Annotated in this window: 16 protein-coding genes and 1 tRNA gene; 10 read left to right on the forward strand and 7 right to left on the reverse strand. The window is 65.1% G+C overall.

All coding sequences use genetic code 11. From position 1 onward, the window contains the following. The first annotated feature begins 57 nt into the window (after positions 1-57). The 4 genes from pstB to E5162_RS01725 all read left to right on the forward strand — a co-directional run bounded on the left by pstB (position 58) and on the right by E5162_RS01725 (position 3413). Positions 58-810: a phosphate ABC transporter ATP-binding protein PstB gene (gene pstB / locus E5162_RS01710; RefSeq protein WP_233342166.1), complete on the forward strand. Its 753-nt coding sequence runs from the start codon at positions 58-60 to the stop codon at positions 808-810. Between the two features lie 53 nt (positions 811-863). Further along, positions 864-1559 (forward strand): phosphate signaling complex protein PhoU, encoded by a 696-nt coding sequence (phoU, locus tag E5162_RS01715; protein ID WP_174234986.1) that lies wholly within the window; start codon positions 864-866, stop codon positions 1557-1559. A gap of 11 nt (positions 1560-1570) precedes the next feature. Further along, on the forward strand, positions 1571-2257 hold the full coding sequence (gene phoB / locus E5162_RS01720; protein WP_135943228.1) for a phosphate regulon transcriptional regulator PhoB: 687 nt from the start codon (positions 1571-1573) through the stop codon (positions 2255-2257). 79 nt (positions 2258-2336) lie between these two features. Next, complete coding sequence (locus tag E5162_RS01725; RefSeq protein WP_135943229.1) at positions 2337-3413, forward strand: aromatic ring-hydroxylating oxygenase subunit alpha; 1077 nt, start codon at positions 2337-2339, stop codon at positions 3411-3413. A gap of 90 nt (positions 3414-3503) precedes the next feature. Here the strand turns inward: E5162_RS01725 and E5162_RS01730 are convergent, their stop codons facing one another. Beyond that, the gene (locus tag E5162_RS01730; protein WP_135943230.1) at positions 3504-4049 is read right to left on the reverse strand and encodes a GcrA family cell cycle regulator; all 546 of its coding nucleotides are present in this window, start codon (positions 4047-4049) and stop codon (positions 3504-3506) included. A 259-nt stretch (positions 4050-4308) separates the two neighbouring features. Here E5162_RS01730 and E5162_RS01735 point away from each other — a divergent pair, with 259 nt between their 5' ends. The 3 genes from E5162_RS01735 to E5162_RS01745 all read left to right on the forward strand — a co-directional run bounded on the left by E5162_RS01735 (position 4309) and on the right by E5162_RS01745 (position 7389). Further along, positions 4309-5160: an ABC transporter permease gene (locus E5162_RS01735; RefSeq protein WP_135943231.1), complete on the forward strand. Its 852-nt coding sequence runs from the start codon at positions 4309-4311 to the stop codon at positions 5158-5160. A gap of 64 nt (positions 5161-5224) precedes the next feature. Then, positions 5225-6409, forward strand: a complete 1185-nt coding sequence (locus E5162_RS01740) for an aspartate aminotransferase family protein (RefSeq protein ID WP_135943232.1) — start codon at positions 5225-5227, stop codon at positions 6407-6409. An 11-nt stretch (positions 6410-6420) separates the two neighbouring features. After that, the gene (locus tag E5162_RS01745; protein WP_135943233.1) at positions 6421-7389 is read left to right on the forward strand and encodes an Hsp33 family molecular chaperone; all 969 of its coding nucleotides are present in this window, start codon (positions 6421-6423) and stop codon (positions 7387-7389) included. A gap of 175 nt (positions 7390-7564) precedes the next feature. Here E5162_RS01745 and E5162_RS01750 read toward each other — a convergent pair whose 3' ends face one another. Together E5162_RS01750 and apaG are read right to left on the reverse strand one after the other, a co-directional pair. Beyond that, complete coding sequence (locus E5162_RS01750) at positions 7565-9022, reverse strand: TrkH family potassium uptake protein (RefSeq protein ID WP_135943234.1); 1458 nt, start codon at positions 9020-9022, stop codon at positions 7565-7567. Between the two features lie 16 nt (positions 9023-9038). Further along, the gene (apaG, locus tag E5162_RS01755) at positions 9039-9431 is read right to left on the reverse strand and encodes a Co2+/Mg2+ efflux protein ApaG (protein ID WP_135943235.1); all 393 of its coding nucleotides are present in this window, start codon (positions 9429-9431) and stop codon (positions 9039-9041) included. Between the two features lie 209 nt (positions 9432-9640). Between apaG and E5162_RS01760 the strand changes: the two genes are divergently transcribed. Further along, entirely contained in the window at positions 9641-10669 is a 1029-nt protein-coding gene (locus E5162_RS01760; protein WP_135943236.1) for a 2'-deoxycytidine 5'-triphosphate deaminase, read from the forward strand. A 12-nt stretch (positions 10670-10681) separates the two neighbouring features. Here the strand turns inward: E5162_RS01760 and E5162_RS01765 are convergent, their stop codons facing one another. Together E5162_RS01765 and E5162_RS01770 are read right to left on the reverse strand one after the other, a co-directional pair. Continuing rightward, positions 10682-11623: a radical SAM protein gene (locus E5162_RS01765; RefSeq protein WP_135943237.1), complete on the reverse strand. Its 942-nt coding sequence runs from the start codon at positions 11621-11623 to the stop codon at positions 10682-10684. Positions 11624-11713: 90 nt separating this feature from the next. Then, positions 11714-12883, reverse strand: a complete 1170-nt coding sequence (locus E5162_RS01770) for a hypothetical protein (protein WP_135943238.1) — start codon at positions 12881-12883, stop codon at positions 11714-11716. 146 nt (positions 12884-13029) lie between these two features. Here E5162_RS01770 and E5162_RS01775 point away from each other — a divergent pair. After that, positions 13030-13103 (forward strand) — tRNA-Gly (locus E5162_RS01775). Between the two features lie 336 nt (positions 13104-13439). Further along, positions 13440-14006, forward strand: a complete 567-nt coding sequence (locus E5162_RS01780; RefSeq protein WP_158291160.1) for a YqaA family protein — start codon at positions 13440-13442, stop codon at positions 14004-14006. Between the two features lie 36 nt (positions 14007-14042). On the opposite strand, the gene E5162_RS01785 is transcribed toward E5162_RS01780, so the two are convergent. Both E5162_RS01785 and E5162_RS01790 read right to left on the reverse strand, forming a co-directional pair. Continuing rightward, positions 14043-14255 (reverse strand): hypothetical protein, encoded by a 213-nt coding sequence (locus E5162_RS01785; RefSeq protein ID WP_135943240.1) that lies wholly within the window; start codon positions 14253-14255, stop codon positions 14043-14045. Continuing rightward, positions 14234-15754: a glycosyltransferase gene (locus tag E5162_RS01790; protein WP_158291161.1), complete on the reverse strand. Its 1521-nt coding sequence runs from the start codon at positions 15752-15754 to the stop codon at positions 14234-14236. The genes E5162_RS01785 and E5162_RS01790 overlap by 22 nt, the downstream gene beginning before the upstream one ends. Positions 15755-15805: the final 51 nt, after the last annotated feature.

The raw sequence follows: 15805 nt of genomic DNA on the forward strand, positions 1-15805 counted from the left end.
CAGAACACCGCGGCGCCTGCTGCAACGGTCTATCACGACCAGCCGTCCGCAAATCCGATCAAGGTGGAAACCCGCAGCGTGAGCGTGCGCTATGGCGATACGCAGGCACTGCACGACGTCTCGATCCGGATTCCCGACCGGGGTGTAACCGCCTTCATCGGTCCGTCAGGTTGTGGCAAGTCGACTTTCCTGCGCTGCATCAACCGAATGAACGACACGATCGACAGTGCGCGCGTGTCCGGCTCGGTGCTCATCGACGGTGAGGAAGTCAATTCGCGCGCGGTCGATCCGGTCGTGCTGCGTGCCCGGGTCGGCATGGTCTTCCAGAAGCCGAACCCGTTTCCCAAGAGCATCTATGATAATGTGGCCTATGGACCGCGCATTCACGGGCTCGCGACCAAACGCGAAGACCTGGACGCGATCGTGGAAGCCAGCCTTCGCAAGGCCGGACTCTGGGCGGAGGTCGAGGGCCGGCTCGGCATGCCCGGAACCGCGTTGTCGGGCGGTCAGCAGCAGCGGCTGGTGATCGCGCGCGCCATCGCAGTCAATCCCGAAGTGATCCTGATGGACGAGCCGTGCTCGGCCCTGGATCCGATCGCCACCGCGCGCATCGAAGAACTGATCGACGAGCTGCGCGAGAATTATTGCCTGATCATCGTCACCCACTCGATGGCCCAGGCCGCGCGCGTTTCGCAGATGACGGCCTTCTTCCACCTCGGCCATCTGGTCGAGTACGGCCCGACCGAAGACATGTTTACCAACCCGCACGATGCGCGCACCCAGGACTACATCACCGGACGGTTCGGATAACGGCCCCCGAGCCTTCTCCCGCGTCAGCAAAAAAGGCGTTCGTCATGAACGATTTGATGAAACACACCGTGAAGGCCTTCTCCGACGAGCTGGAAAAGCTCTCCGCGGACGTGTCGGTCATGGGCGGCCTGGCCGAGAACGCCGTTGCCAGCGCGATGCAGGCGGTCATCAACCGGGATGCGGAGCTGGCCGAACAGGTGATCGAGGCCGATGCCGAGATCGACAAGATGCAGCGTGAGATCGAGAAGCAGATCATCCGCCTGCTGGCCTTGCGCCAGCCGATGGCGAGCGATCTGCGCTCTGTGATCGCGGCGCTGAAAATCGTCGCGGACCTGGAGCGGACCGGCGATCTGGCCAAGTCCATCGCGCGCCGGACCCGCGTGCTGATCAAGTCCGATCCATTGCCGCTCACCCCGGCCGTCGAACGCATGGGCCTTCTGGTGCAGGGCCATTTGCATCAGGTCCTCGACGCCTACGCCACCGGAGAGACGGCGAGCGCCGTGGGTGTCTGGGAGCGCGATGAGGACGTGGACGAGCATTACAACGCGCTGTTTCGCGATGTGATCGCGCAAATGATGGAGGACCCCAGCGTCGTCGGACCGGGGGCACACCTCCTTTTTGTGGCGAAGAATCTCGAACGTATCGGCGATCACGCCACGAACATCGCCGAGGTGATTCATTATGTCGTGACGGGCAACGAGCTGAAGGGCGAACGCCCCAGAGGCCCGCGCCCTGAACTGCCAGAGTAGGGGACGGGGCCATGACGCCGCACGTACTGGTTGTTGAAGACGAAGATGCACTCGCCGAACTGCTTCAGTATAATCTGAAAAAGGAAGGCTTCCGCGTGTCGCTGGCCGCCGATGGCGAAGAGGCGATGATGCTGGTCGACGAACGCCAGCCGGACGTGGTCCTGCTGGACTGGATGTTGCCGAAGATTTCCGGCATCGAGGTCTGCCGCCGCCTGCGTTCGCGTCAGGAGACGCGCAACCTGCCCATCATCATGCTGACGGCCCGCGGCGAGGAGGCCGACCGAATCCGGGGACTGGACACCGGGGCCGACGACTATGTGACCAAGCCCTTCCTGATGCAGGAATTGTTCGCGCGCGTTCGCGCCGTTCTGCGCCGCATCCGGCCGGGCCTGGCCGAGGACAAGGTCAGCCACGGCGACATCACGATCGACCGTGTGTCCCACCGCGTGCTGCGCCAGGGCCAGGAAGTCCATCTGGGTCCGACCGAGTTCCGCCTGCTGGACTATCTGATGCAGCACCCGGGGCGCGTGTTCTCCCGTGAGCAGCTTCTCGATGCGGTCTGGGGCGCGGATGTCTATGTCGAGGCGCGAACGGTAGACGTGCATATCGGCCGATTGCGGAAGGCGCTCGGCAAGATGGACGGTCCCGACCCGATCCGCACGGTCCGTTCGGCCGGCTATGCGCTGAACGCAGTCTAGGTCGATTGAGAGCCGGGCACTGGCGGGGATGGATGGGACGCGCTAGTCAGGCTTGCCCCGAACACGCGGATGAGCCTGCATGACCGAAACCGACACCTTCCTGAAAGACCTCTGGTATGGCGCTCTGCCTGCGGCGGAGCTGAAGACCGGCAAGCTCGTGCGCCGCATCATCATGGGCCAGCCCATCCTGTTCGGGCGCGAGGGGGACGGGACGCCCTTTGCTCTTCGCGACATCTGTCCGCACCGGGGTATCCCGCTGACCGCCGGACGCATGGTCAACGGCGCCCGCGAGGTGGAATGCGCCTACCATGGCTGGCGCTTCGGCGCGCATGGGCGCTGTACCGCCATCCCCTCCCTGGTCGAAGGCCAGGAGATGGACATTGCCAGGATCCGGGTGCGCAAATACCCCGTCCAGGAAAAGAACGGCCTGATCTGGGTGTTCATGGCGTCCGGCCCGGTGGAAGGCCCGCAACTGGCCGATACCACGCCCGAGCCGGCCTTCGACGCGCCGGATATTCCTGGGGCGGGCGAACGGGGGCCGAATTTCACCTACGTGGTGACCTTCGACTGCAATATCGACAATGCGATCCTGGGTCTCATGGACCCGGCGCACGGGCCGTATGTGCACCAGTCCTGGTACTGGCGCACGTCGAAGTCGACCTATGACAAGAGCAAGCGTTTCGCCCCGACCGATCTGGGCTGGGTCATGCTGAGCCATGCGCCATCGAGCAACTCGGCGGCCTACAAGATACTGGGTGGCCAGCCGGTCACCGAGATCAAATTCCTGCTGCCGGGCATCCGCACCGAACATATCCAGGTCGGCAAACGCTTCGTCACCTCGCTGACGATGGTGACGCCGATCGAAGAGTCGCGCACACAGGTCATCCAGATGCTGTTCTGGGACCATCCGGTGCTGAGCGTGCTCAAGCCGGCGCTGTCCTTCTTCAGCCGCGCCTTCCTGGATCAGGACAAGCGGATCATCCGCAAGCAGAATGAGGGGCTGAAGTTCGACCCAAGACTGATGCTGATCCCGGACGCGGACACACAGGCGCGCTGGTATTTCCGGTCCAAGAAGGCCTGGGCGGAGGCGGAGGGCGACCCGCAGCGTTTCGATCACCCGCTGAAAGAGGAAACGACGCTGCGCTGGCGCAGCTAGCGTGCCAGTTTGAGCGGACAAAAAGAAAGCCCGGAACCACTCGAGGTTCCGGGCTTTTTCGGTTCGGGGCTGAACCTTAGGTTCCGAGGTCTAGAAGTTCACCTTGCGGGCGCCCTGAAGATTGTCGAGCACTGCGCGCGCGTCGTCGGCCGGCTTGCGCTTGCGCTTGGCCTGCGGCTGGTAAGCCATCTGGGCGTGCGCGTCGCAATAGGCCTGACCCGGGGTCGATTTGCGTCCGCAGAAGCGGAAGGTGTTGTCGGCCGGGTCGCCGATCGGCCATTTGCACATGGAGTCCTTCAAGGTGAGCACGGTCGCGTACTCGCCGCTGGCCAGGCGCTCGGCTTCAACCGGGGCAGCGGCCTCCGCGCGCACGACCGACTGTGCGGGTGTCGCGGGTTTGGCCTGCTGGGCTTTGGCCGGGGCGGCCGGCTGTGCGCGCGGACGCGGAGCCGGTTTGGCTTCCGGGTGCCGGGCCGGACGCGAGGGTGCCGCGCGGCCGGACAGGCCCAGCCGGTGCACCTTGCCGATAACGGCGTTGCGGGTAACGCCGCCCAGCTGCTTGGCGATCTGGCTTGCGCTCAGGCCATCGCCCCAAAGTTTCTTTAGAGTTTCAACACGTTCGTCGGTCCAAGCCATGGCGGTGCGCTCCTCGCCTGTTACGCTATTCTTCCAGCCGGAATTTCGACTTATCCACAAGTTATGGTAAGTGGAACATCCCGGGCCCCAACATCTTGGGGCTGACACCAGATACAGTATCCGGGAATGGTTCGGGCACAAGATGCCGCAATGATTCGGCCGTGGATAACTCGGCTGCGGTGCATGTCGCCAAGCTTTGCGGACCCATGCTAGACGAAGGGCACACGCGCATGAGGCCAGCGTCTAAAGGGAGTCGCCCATGACTGAGCAAGCCGGTTCGACAGACGCCGCACAGATGTCCGATACGCTCGAGATCCGCGGCGCGCCCGAGCCGCGCAAGATCGGCGCCGTCAACTGGCTGGGACTATGGACGCTCTACAAGAAGGAAGTGCACCGGTTTCTAAAGGTCAGCTTCCAGACCATCCTGGCCCCGGTCGCGACCACGCTGCTCTTCATGACGGTATTTGCGCTCGCACTGGGCGCCCGGCGCGGAGATGTGGGCGGGGTGCCGTTCACCGCCTTCCTGGCGCCCGGCCTCGTCATGATGGCGCTGATCAACAACGCGTTCGCCAATTCGTCCTCCTCCATCATCGTGGCGAAGGTCCAGGGCAATTCAGTCGACTTCCTGATGCCGCCGATCTCGCCGGCCGAGCTCGCCGTCGCCTTCATCACCGGCGCGATGACCCGCGGCGTGCTGGTGGCCGCTGCCACGGCCCTTGTGATCGAGCCTTTCGTGCGGGTGGGCATCGCCCATCCCCTCGCGGTCGCCTTCTACGGGCTGGGGACCGCGAGCGTGCTGGGCATGGTCGGAATGATTGCCGGCGTGTGGGCGGAGAAGTTCGACCATCTGGCGGTGATCACCAACTTCATCATCATGCCGCTCGCCTTCCTGTCGGGCACGTTCTACTCGATCACCATCCTGCCCGAGCCGTTCCAGACGATCAGCCATTTCAATCCGGTCTTCTACATGATCGACGGCTTCCGCTACGGCTTTACCGGCTATCACGACGGCAATCTGGCGATCGGCGTGGCGATCCTGCTGGCGCTGAATGTCGTGCTGGGCGCGGCGAGTTATCTGGTGCTGCGGACCGGGTGGCGCTTGAAGAGCTAGGCGGGCAGGCCTACACCTTGCAGCCTGTTCTGATCCCCATTCTTTAGAGACCACGGAGCCGTTCATGCCCAAGCCGCTGATGGAGACCTATTCGCCGCCCAAAGAGACCTTTGTGTCCGGCGAAGGCGTCTACCTGTTCGACCAGAACGGGGACAAGTATCTCGACTTCATCGCCGGCATTGCGGTCAACGCGCTGGGCCACCGCCACCCCAAGGCCGTCCAGGCGCTCAAGGACCAGGCCGACAAGCTGTGGCACACCTCCAACATGTTCCGCGTGCCCGGCCAGATCGAGCTGGCCGAGAAGTATTGCCGCGACAGCTTCGCCGACCGCGTCTTCTTCACCAATTCGGGCACCGAGGCGATGGAATGCGCGCTGAAAGCCGCGCGCCATTACTGGTATTCCAGGGGCCGGCCGGACAAGTACCGCATCGTCACCTTCACCGGCGCCTTCCACGGCCGCAGCTACGGTGCAATCAATGCGGGCGGCAATCCGAAATACCTCGAAGGCTTCGGCCCGCGCATGGAAGGCTTCGACCAGGTCGAGTTCGGCGATCACGATGCGCTCAAGGCCGCCATCACCGAGGAAACGGCCGCGATCTGTGTCGAGCCGGTGCAGGGCGAAGGCGGCGTGCGCGCCATTCCCGATGTGTGCCTGCGCGGCTTGCGCGAGCTGTGTGACGAGCGCGAACTGCTTCTGATCTACGATGAGGTCCAGTCGGGCGCCGGGCGCACCGGCAAGCTGTGGGCGCACCAGTGGGCGGGTAGCGCGCAGCCGGACATCATGGCCGTGGCCAAGGGTGTCGGCGGCGGTTTCCCGATGGGCGCCTGCCTCGCCACCGATGCCTGCGGCGAGCACATGGTCGTCGGCACGCACGGTTCGACCTTCGGCGGCAACCCGCTCGCCATGGCGGTCGGCAATGTCGTCTATGACGAGCTGACCAAGCCGGGTTTCCTCGACCATGTGAACGAGGTTGCCAACTTCCTCGGCCAGCAGCTGCAAGGGCTAAAGGACAGCCATTCAGACAAAGTGGAAGAGGTGCGCGGGCGCGGCCTCCTGCTCGGACTGAAGCTGCGTGAGGGCTATGTGAACAAGACGCTGGCAAAGCACGCGCGCGATCACCATCTGCTGATGGGCGCGGCGGGGGACAATGTCCTGCGCATGGCTCCCCCGCTCATCATTGAAGAGGCGCATGCCCGCCAGGCCGTCGAGGCGCTCGACGCCGCCTTGAGCGAGCTGAAGCCCGGTTAAACGGAGTTTGTATGGCTCTCGACATCACGGCGCCCGGTCCCGACGACCTGGGCGGTAAGGACGATAGCGTCTGCGGTTTCCAGCTGGACGATCTGCCCGTGCGCGGGCGGGTCGCCCGCCTGGGCCCGGTCATCGACGAAATCCTGTCAGCCCATGACTATCCCGCGTCGGTCGCGGCCCTGACGGGCGAGGCGGTGCTGCTGGCCCTGTTGATCGGGGATTCGATGAAGTTCGAAGGCCGGCTGATCATCCAGGCCTCCGGCACGAACGCCAATCCCGGCGGCATCGAAGGCAAGGGCGCGGTGAGCTTCGTGGTGGCCGACTATACCGCCGGCGAGGGCGTACGCGGCTTTGCCAAGTTCAACGCCGAGCGCGTCAAGGCGGTCGAGGCCGAACACGGTCCGCGACCCGGTGCCCAGAAACTGTTGGGCGAAGGCCATTTTGCCATGACGATTGACCAGGGCACCGACATGGCGCCCTATCAGGGCGTCGTGTCGCTCGACGGTCCCTCGCTTGCGGCCTGCGCGGAGCATTATTTCTACCAGTCCGAACAGCTTCACACCCGGATCAAGCTGGCCGTCGGCGAGCACTATTCCGGCGATACGCGCGCCTGGCGCGCAGGCGGGGCCATGATCCAGCGGCTGGCCGGCGACGAGACACGCGCCAGCGAGGACGCCGATTTCGAGCATGTGCGCGCGCTCTTCGACACGACCGATGACGCCGAGCTGCTCGACCCGGAGGTAACGACCGGGCGCCTGCTCTACCGCCTCTTCCACGAGGACGGGGTGCGCGTGCAATCCGAACGCGAGGTCACAAAGCGCTGCACCTGCGAGGCCGAACGCCTGAAGCGCATCCTCGCCAGCTTCCCGCCCGAAGACCGCGACTACATGGCCGAGGACGGCAAGATCGTGATGACCTGCGAATACTGCAACAAGGCGTGGAAGTTCGCGCCTGACGAGGTGGAAGCCGCGGGGCGTTAGGAGCCTTGGACGCTCTTGCAGGCGGGCGCGTCGCTCCAAGGATTCTTGCTCCCCGGCGAATGTAATAAGACCTGGAACCCAGAGAGGGCAGGGCGCCACCGAATGATGTCGGCGTTCCAGAATATTCAGGTGGCTGCCCCCCGGAAAGCGTTGCGTTACGGGCGGCGTACACGCCCTACCGCCGCCAGAAGCCCGGGGTGAGGAGCACCAGCATGGTGAAGACCTCGAGCCGGCCGATCAGCATCGTCACGATCATCACCCATTTGGCCGCGTCGGGCAGGGGCTTGAACGTGCCGGCCGGGCCGATGATCGGTCCGAGGCCCGGTCCCACATTGGCGATGCTGGTGGCCGCGCCCGAGATGGCCGTCACCGGGTCCAGCCCGATCAAGGAGAGCAGGGCCGCAGCGACCACCCAGGTGGCGAAGAAGATGAAGAAGAAGCTCATCACCGAACGCACCGCGTCGGGATCGAGCGCCTTGCCGCCATAGCGCACCGGTCTGACCACGTGCGGCCGCGCCTGACGTTCGATGTGGCGGCCGATTGCGCCCGCCGCGATCTGGTAGCGGAAGATCTTCACCGAGCAGGTGGTCGATCCGGCGCAGCCGCCGATGAACATCAGACAGAAGAAAATCCCGACCGCTCCGCCACCCCACAGACTGAAATCGGCCGTGGCGTAGCCTGTGCCGGTCATGATGGAGATGGCGTTGACCGAGGCGAGGCGCCACGCGGGAAGCTGTCCGCTGGCCGGGGGCTCGTGAACCAGAATCCAGACCGTCAACACGGCGATGGCGGCTCCGGCGACGGCCAGGAAGCCGCGCACCTGGGGATCGACCCAGAGGCGGTCCGGCCGGCCCTGGACCGCGCGCAGGTAGAGCACGAAGGGCAGGGCGGACAGGATCATGAAGACAAGGGCGACGATGTCCGAACCGCCATCGGTAAAAGCGCCGATCGATCCGTCATGGGTGGAGAACCCGCCCGTAGCCACGGTGGTCATCGCATGGGCCGCGGCGTCGAACGGGGTCATGTCGGTCGCGATATAGGCCAGGAAGCAGATGAAGGTGAGGACCAGATAGATGATGCCGACCGCTGCCGCGATCTGGCCGGCGCGCGGCAGGGCCTTGTCGGACTTGTCGGAATTTTCCAGCCGGAAGAGCTGCATGCCGCCAATGCCGAGCATCGGCCAGATGGCCATGGCGGTCACGATGATCCCGATACCGCCAATCCATTGCAGGATGGAACGCCAGATCAGGACGCCGGCGGGCTGGTCCTGAAGGTTGGTCATGACCGTCGCGCCGGTGGTGGTCATGCCCGAAGTCGCCTCGAACAGGGCGTCGGTCCAGCTCATGTCGCCGACTGCAAGCTTGAGCGGCACGGCGGCAGCGACTGACAGGACTGCCCACGAACCGCCGGTCACCAGAATCGCGCCGCGCGCCGTCAGGTTCCGACCGCCGCCCCGCATCATCAAGATGAGCGTCACGCCGACAAAGCCCGTGACCGCGGCCGATCCGAGAAAGGCGTGCGCCGATTGCGCATCGGAGTTGAGATCGACGATGGCGGGAACAAGCTTGGCCACCGACAGCGCTGCCAGCAGCACCCCGAGGACCAACAGAACGGTGCGGGTCGAATCGTTCACAGTTCTGCTTTCAGGGTCAGTGTACGGTCAGGGCCGAGTACGGCGTGTCGAGCGCGAAGGCGGGAATCGTCGCACTGAACCGGTCTCCCGCGCTGGACTCCATCGTGTAGCAGCCGCGCATGAAACCCGAAGCGGTCGTCAAGGGCGCGCCTGACGTGTAACGGAACCGCTCGCCGGGTTTGAGCACGGGTTGCTCGCCGACCACGCCTTCGCCGCGCACGATCTCGGTGCGGCCGCGGGCATCGGTGATTTCCCACTCCCGGCTCAGCAGCTGAACGGTGTCATCGCCGGTGTTTTCGATCTCGATCGTGTAAGCCCAGATGAACCGGGCTTCGGCGGGCTCGGACTCGTCTTCCAGAAAGTCGGGCTCGACCTTGATGACGACGCCGCGGGTCTCGGTCTTGTACATGGGTGGGCGCTCCGCCGGGCAGTGTGAGGCGCGATCAGACACCCAGACGTGCTTATACTCAAGGGCTGCGCCTCACACGCCCCCATCATGCACGCGCCGAACGGGTGGACATTGCGGGTAGACAGGGAGCGGCCGGGCCGGAAAGCTGTCCGGTCCCGACGTCCAGCCGATTCCATTCTTCGGTTCTCAACCACGGATCCCGCACCGCCATGACCGACACGACCGGCATCCTGCCCGACGCCGCGCTAGCCCGCTTCCACGAGGACGGGGCGATCCGCGCGCAGTCGGCGCTCGACAGCGACCAGATCCAGCCTGCCAGTCTGGACCTGCGCCTCGGCGAGCGGGCCTGGCGCCTGCGCGCGTCCTTCCTGCCCGGCAGCGGTCGCAGCGTGGCCGAACGCCTGGATGGCGCCTTTACCATGCACCAGATCATGCTCGGCGAGGGGTCTGTGCTGGAAACCGGCTGTGTCTACCTGGCTGAATTGCAGGAATCGCTGTCGTTGCCGGCCGACATCGCCGCGGCGATGAACCCGAAGAGTTCAACCGGCCGGCTCGACGTATTCACGCGCGTCATCGGAGACGGCGCGGAAGCGTTCGATCAATTGCCGACCGGGTATGAGGGGCCGCTCTACGTGGAAATCTGTCCGCGCACGTTTTCGGTGCTGGCCCGGCCCGGCGACCGGCTCGTGCAGGCGCGTCTGCGCCGCGGGGCACATGCGGGCACGCGTTCGGTGACGCTATCGGTGGATCTGAAGCCCCATAATGGCGGGCCGATCGGCTACCGCGCCAAGCGCCACAGCCCGCTGGTCGACCTGAAGAAGGTCGGCGGACATGCGCCGGCCGCCTTCTGGGAGCCGATCTATGCCGCAGACGGATATATCGTCCTTGATCCGGGTGAGTTTTACATCCTGGCAAGCCGCGAGGCGGTGGAGATACCGCTGCACGAGGCCGCCGAAATGGCGCCCATCGCGCCGGAGATCGGCGAGTTCCGGGCCCATTATGCCGGTTTCTTCGATCCCGGTTTCGGCGTGGAACGCGCCGGCGGCAAGGGCTCCCGGGCCGTGCTGGAAGTGCGGGGCCGGGACGTGCCGTTCATTCTCGAACACGGCCAGCCGGTAGCCAAGCTCGTCTACGAGCCGATGGCCGACACCGTAAACACGCCTTATGGCCGGTCCGGCTCGAACTATCAGGCGCAGGGCCTGAAGCTCTCCAAGCATTTCAGCGGCTGGGGCGCTTAGAACCTTCCGGCTTCAGGCCGAACAGCTTGCACCGCCTAGCACGCAGAATTGCGCGCAGAAGCGGTGGTTCAGCTTGACCGGTTTGAGCGACGCGGCCAGCGAGCGCCCGGTTTCGAACGCCTCGTCATACGGGATGAGGGTACAGGCCAGCACCATCGGCGCGTTATCGCCCTTGCGTTTGACGACCATGCGGCTGCTGGCGCACATCACCTCGCGCGGCGACTTGCCCAGAATGTCCCAGCATGCGGTGGTGATCTCCGGCGGGTGACCGCTCGGGTCCATCTCGGGGAAGATCACCAGTGCCGCGGGATCGTGAGCATCGATGGCGATGGCGTGCTCGGCAAACAGCACCTTGAAGCCGGCCCGCGTCACCGCCTCGTCCTCATCGAACAAGCGGCGGCCTGCGGCGCTGAGCGTGAAGCCGTTGCAGGCAAGCCAGGTCATTCCTTCAAGCGTCACCTCGAACGTGCCGGCTCCACGCTCCGCGTCATGGTTGGCCGGCTCGAAATGATCCAGGCTGATGCGCAGGGTGAGGCGCGAGCCGAAGCGCTCGTTCAGGCGAAGCAGGGCGTCCTGAACCCTGGGCCGCATCATGGGCTTCATGGCGTTGGTGAGGATCAGCACCTCGTGCCCGCGCTCAAGCGCATCCTCGGCCATGGCGGCCATGTCGGGATTCATGAAGGGCTCGCCGCCGGTAAATCCGATCTCGACCGGGCCGAGGCCCATGACGTCGATCTCGTCCAGATAGGCGGCGACCTCGCGCGCGCTCAGATAGCTCAGCCGGTCATTCGTCGGCGAGCTCTCGATATAGCAGTGCGCGCACTCGATATTGCACAGCGTGCCGGTGTTGAACCAGAGCGTCTGAAGGGTGTCGAAGGCGACGCTTGCGCGCGCTTCGCCCTTGGCCGTGACATCGGGATCGGAAAAAGGGGCAATCGGGAGAGGATGATTCATGGACGGCAAAGGGCCTTCGTGTCGCGAGCCATTGAACCTAGTTCGCTGGCGGGCCCGTCTCAACGCATCTGACGCAGAGGTGATCGATGTTCAGAAATACGCTCCGATATTGATGTTGAGCCGGCGCTCCCACTCGCCCGCGCCGCCACCGGCAAGCGCGTCGGAAAAATTCGGGCCGATCCAGGCATTGTTCTTGCCCGCCGCGAAGTCGGCATAGATGAAGAACGGGCCTTTGACGTCGAACGCAGCGCCGAGGACGTTATGGTAGGAGGCGTCGAAGTCGCCGCTCGATTTCGTCAGCACACTGAAATCTTCGTAGACGGTGAGGCTGTCGAGCCAGCGGGTCATCCAGTTCCTGGTCAGCGGGACGTCGTAGGACAGGGCGGCCGACCAGATGCGCCCGTCTGCTGCGACCTCGTAGGGAAAGTCGTAGGCGCCCATCACGACGACATCGTCGCGCGCGCCCGGCGGGCTTTCGAGCGCATAGTCATAAGCGGTCGCCTGCAGCTTCGCCTCGAACCGGTCGTGGCGCCAGCGGGCATGGACCGCGCCGGCCAGGTGGTGCCCGTCATCGTCCGTGACCTCGTTTGCGATGAGCCCGGCCTGCAGCGAGGCGCCGAGCTCGAGCCCGTTGGAGTCCTCCCCGATCGAGGACCAGCTGGTGCGCAGGTTGAGCTGGCCGGTCTCGCTGTCGGTTCGGCCCAGTTCGTCTACGAGGTCGTATGAGTAGCGTGCGCTGTCCTGGCTTTCTCCGGCCCAGTCACCCTCGTCGGCGAGGAAATATGCAAGATCCAGGGTCCAGTCGCCCTGTCTCTGCGACCAGCTGAGTCCGAGGTCGTAGTCGTCCTCAAGGCCCACATAGTAAGCGATAGAGAAGAAATAGCTGTTGGCTGCGTATGGCGTGAGACCGAAGGGGACTTGCTGGATTCCTGCCTTCACCGTACCGAGGCGGTCGTTCTCAAAGCCGAGCCAGGCGTGGTGGGGAAACGAGGTGAAGCGTTCGGTTTCGTCGTAATAATACACCCGCCACTGGGCCGAGCCGATCAGTCCCGTCCCGGTGTCCAGCCCGAGATCGAGCCGAGCCGTGTCGAACTCTGCATCGGCGCGCGGGAAGCGGTTGGACCGCGTCTCCCAGCTCTTGTCGAGCACGTTGACACGGACCGCGCCACCCAGGTCGAGCGGGCCGATTTCCACGAGTTGGGCATGGGCGGGCGCACACAGGCCGGCCAGAGCGAGGCCGGAGACGCAAAGGAGGCGCATGGAGGCTCCCGGGGCGGCTGCGGATCGTGTTGACAAAGCGCGCAGGACCCCGGCCCGGTTCCTCCAAGATGCCTGCGGAGCACAGCCTCGGACGCCGCGCCTGCATGTTGCCGCTGTGTGGTTTTGTGGTAAATCTCTGTCACCTCGCGGGTGTAGCTCAATGGTAGAGCAGAAGCTTCCCAAGCTTACGACGAGGGTTCGATTCCCTTCACCCGCTCCAGACCGTCCTCGCGACTGCGCGCAGACGCGCGCCCGGCCCGGCAGAGGCACCTCGCTCATACTCCTGGCAGGTGCCACGTTCCCGCAACGGCAAAAAAAGAGCTCCCGCCCGGCAAGCGGACAGGAGCCAGTTCTGGACTTTTGGCGCAGGTGTGCGCTTGCAATGGCGATGGCCAGATTGCCGACCTGTGCGAGAGCGGGCGCGCGGCTGGCTCGCAAGGCCGCCCGGGTCCATGTTGGGCCGATGACTGAGAAAGCCCCTTCATCGGCTGGATTGCGCAAGGAGGTGGCGCGCAGAAGCCGCTTTCGTCGGCGCTTGCGCGTGTGGCGCTGGCGAATGGGGCGTGCTGCGCGCCGGGGCTGGGCCCTTCCGGCCCTGTTTTTCGGCTCATTTCTGGAATCGGCAATTTTCCCCTGGCCGATCGAGTTTCCGCTACTGGCCGAGATGCTGCGCGGCCGCAAACATGTATTTCCTGCGGCGCTGGCCACCGCGCTCGGGTCGGCGGCCGGGGCGATGGCGGTTTTCATAGTTGCCGGCATTGCTGCAGGACTGGTCGAATCCTGGGTGACAGCCCGGCCCGAGTTCGCCTCCGATCTTGACGAGGTCCGCACCCGGCTGGAGTTGCGCGGCGGTTTGGCCGTTTTTGTGGCGATGCTGACGCCGGTGCCGGTGCAGCTGACCAGCCTGGCGGCCGGTTTTGCAGGGCTTTCGGCTCCCGTGTTCGCCTTGGCGGTTCTGTGTGGACGCTGCCTGCGCTTCGCGGCGATGGCGGTTCTGGTGTTTTTCTATGGCGAACGGCTCATGGAATGGTGGCGGGCCCGGCCAGCGCCATGGCGGCACCTGGCAACCGGGTTCTTTGTCGCGCTCTTTCTGGTCGCTCTTGCAGCTTCGCTTTGGCTTTAGGCTGTCGATACCGGGCGGCCCGCTTGGCAAGCCGGGCTAGAAGCGGCCCTGGCCGGTTTCGATGCCGGCAATGTTGGCAACGTGAACCAGCATCAGCAATGCGCCCATGCCGAAGAGAATCGCCAGGCTGGTCCACGGTATGAGGCGCGGCCCCTTGATCGGATCAGACGGTCGGCTTGTCCGCCAAGCCGAGAACGCAAACCCCGCCGCGCAGACGCCGAGGATGATCAGGGTGGTGGTGAGTTCCATTCAGGCGCTTCCCGGCGCGTCGCGCTGACGCCATGTGAGGTCTTCGACCACCAATAGCGCCGGGCGCCCAGTTCCCGCAAGGCACGCGCGATTGCGACTGTCTGCATGGCCCAGTATGCGGGCATGGTCAGAATATCCAGCCAGCGCAATTGGGTTCCCGTCCGGCGCGCCGCAAGGGCGGCGCTGAGCATCCCAGTCAGATAGCCGGCGGGAAGCACAGCCAGACCCAGTCCCGGACCTCCCGGCGCACCGGCGAGCCCCGCCAGCGTCGTTGCCAGTGCCCATACCAGGCTTGGCCCGTGCAACAGGGCGCTGATCACATTCCACCCCAGCGTGAGCTGCAGGCTGGCAAGCGCCCCGGGGCCGGCCGTACGCGCCAGCCCCGCAGGATCTCGCATCTGGACGAGCCAGCTGACCAGATGGCCTTTGAGCCACCGGCTGCGCTGGGCCTGCCACGCGGTAAGCGTGATCGGGGCTTCTTCCTGTGTCCCGGGGCCGATCATTCCGGCACGCCAGCCATAGCGGGCCATTCTGAAGCCGAGATCGGCATCTTCGGTTACGTTGAACGGGTCCCATGCCCCGCATGCGACCAGGGCATCGCGCCGGAAGACATTGCTTGTACCGCCCAGCGGCAGAGGCATGTTGAAGCGTGCGAGGAGAGGCAGTACGGCGGCAAACTGGACCGCATACTCCAGCTGGAACTGCCGGGTCAGCCAGTTGTCGGGACCATTATACCAGCTCAGCGGCGCTTGTACGCAGCCCAGCCGGCCGTCTGCCGCCAGACGCGCGGCTGCCGCTTTGAGCTGCGAGGGATGGGGCGCGTCTTCAGCGTCGTAGACGGCGATCAGGGACCCGGTGGCGAATTTGAGCGCGTAGTTCAGGGCCTTCGGCTTGGTTCGCGGCCCGATGGGGGGAATTGCGAGGATGTCAATGCGGTCTGGGTGGACCGCCGCGCGCGCCGCGACCAACGTGGAGTGATCGTCCGCCTCGATCGCGAACAGGATCTGAAGCTGTTCGGCAGGATAATCGAGCGCCTCGAGACAGGTGACCAGGTCGGGAATGACTCTCGCCTCGTCATGCAACGCAACCAGCACGCTGATTGGGGGAAGGCGAGCGTCAGCCAGGGGAGGGGCCGGTGCCGGGCGTACATCCCACAGCGCGGCAACGATCCGCCATACCAAGGCGGCTGTCACGCCCGCAAGCAGCAGGGCGAGGATCAGGCTCTGGAACAGGGTGGGCGCGGCGAGGCCGACACCGAGGCAAAACAGGCCTGGTCCTGCGACGAGGGCGGGGGAGGGCTTCAGCGCGGACCGGGCGCTGTGTTGCGGGCGAGTTTGGAACAAGGCGTGGGCGGCAGAGTCGGCCAGATCAAGCGGATCGAGTGGAGGGGGGCGATAGCCGAGTTTGGCGGCACCGGCCGGATCAACCAGAAATGCCGGCGGCGCCTTGCCCATTCCAGTCAGCGCGGATGCCGTTCCCGGCTGTCCAGCCTCGTCCACCCCCGACCCTCGCCGCCAATTCGTGATAGCAGCGGCCTAGCAGAGTTTCTC

It is taken from the genome of Marinicauda pacifica, from assembly GCF_004793635.1.
Lineage (GTDB): Bacteria > Pseudomonadota > Alphaproteobacteria > Caulobacterales > Maricaulaceae > Marinicauda > Marinicauda pacifica.

Coding starts and splice junctions, on each gene's coding strand:
- phoB (WP_135943228.1), top strand. CDS start 1,571: ATGACGCCGCACGTACTGGTTGTTGAAGACGAAGATGCACTCGCCGAA.
- E5162_RS01725 (WP_135943229.1), top strand. CDS start 2,337: ATGACCGAAACCGACACCTTCCTGAAAGACCTCTGGTATGGCGCTCTG.
- E5162_RS01730 (WP_135943230.1), bottom strand. CDS start 4,049: ATGGCTTGGACCGACGAACGTGTTGAAACTCTAAAGAAACTTTGGGGC.
- E5162_RS01735 (WP_135943231.1), top strand. CDS start 4,309: ATGACTGAGCAAGCCGGTTCGACAGACGCCGCACAGATGTCCGATACG.
- E5162_RS01740 (WP_135943232.1), top strand. CDS start 5,225: ATGCCCAAGCCGCTGATGGAGACCTATTCGCCGCCCAAAGAGACCTTT.
- E5162_RS01745 (WP_135943233.1), top strand. CDS start 6,421: ATGGCTCTCGACATCACGGCGCCCGGTCCCGACGACCTGGGCGGTAAG.
- apaG (WP_135943235.1), bottom strand. CDS start 9,431: ATGTACAAGACCGAGACCCGCGGCGTCGTCATCAAGGTCGAGCCCGAC.
- E5162_RS01760 (WP_135943236.1), top strand. CDS start 9,641: ATGACCGACACGACCGGCATCCTGCCCGACGCCGCGCTAGCCCGCTTC.
- E5162_RS01765 (WP_135943237.1), bottom strand. CDS start 11,623: ATGAATCATCCTCTCCCGATTGCCCCTTTTTCCGATCCCGATGTCACG.
- E5162_RS01770 (WP_135943238.1), bottom strand. CDS start 12,883: ATGCGCCTCCTTTGCGTCTCCGGCCTCGCTCTGGCCGGCCTGTGTGCG.
- E5162_RS01780 (WP_158291160.1), top strand. CDS start 13,440: ATGGGGCGTGCTGCGCGCCGGGGCTGGGCCCTTCCGGCCCTGTTTTTC.
- E5162_RS01785 (WP_135943240.1), bottom strand. CDS start 14,255: ATGGAACTCACCACCACCCTGATCATCCTCGGCGTCTGCGCGGCGGGG.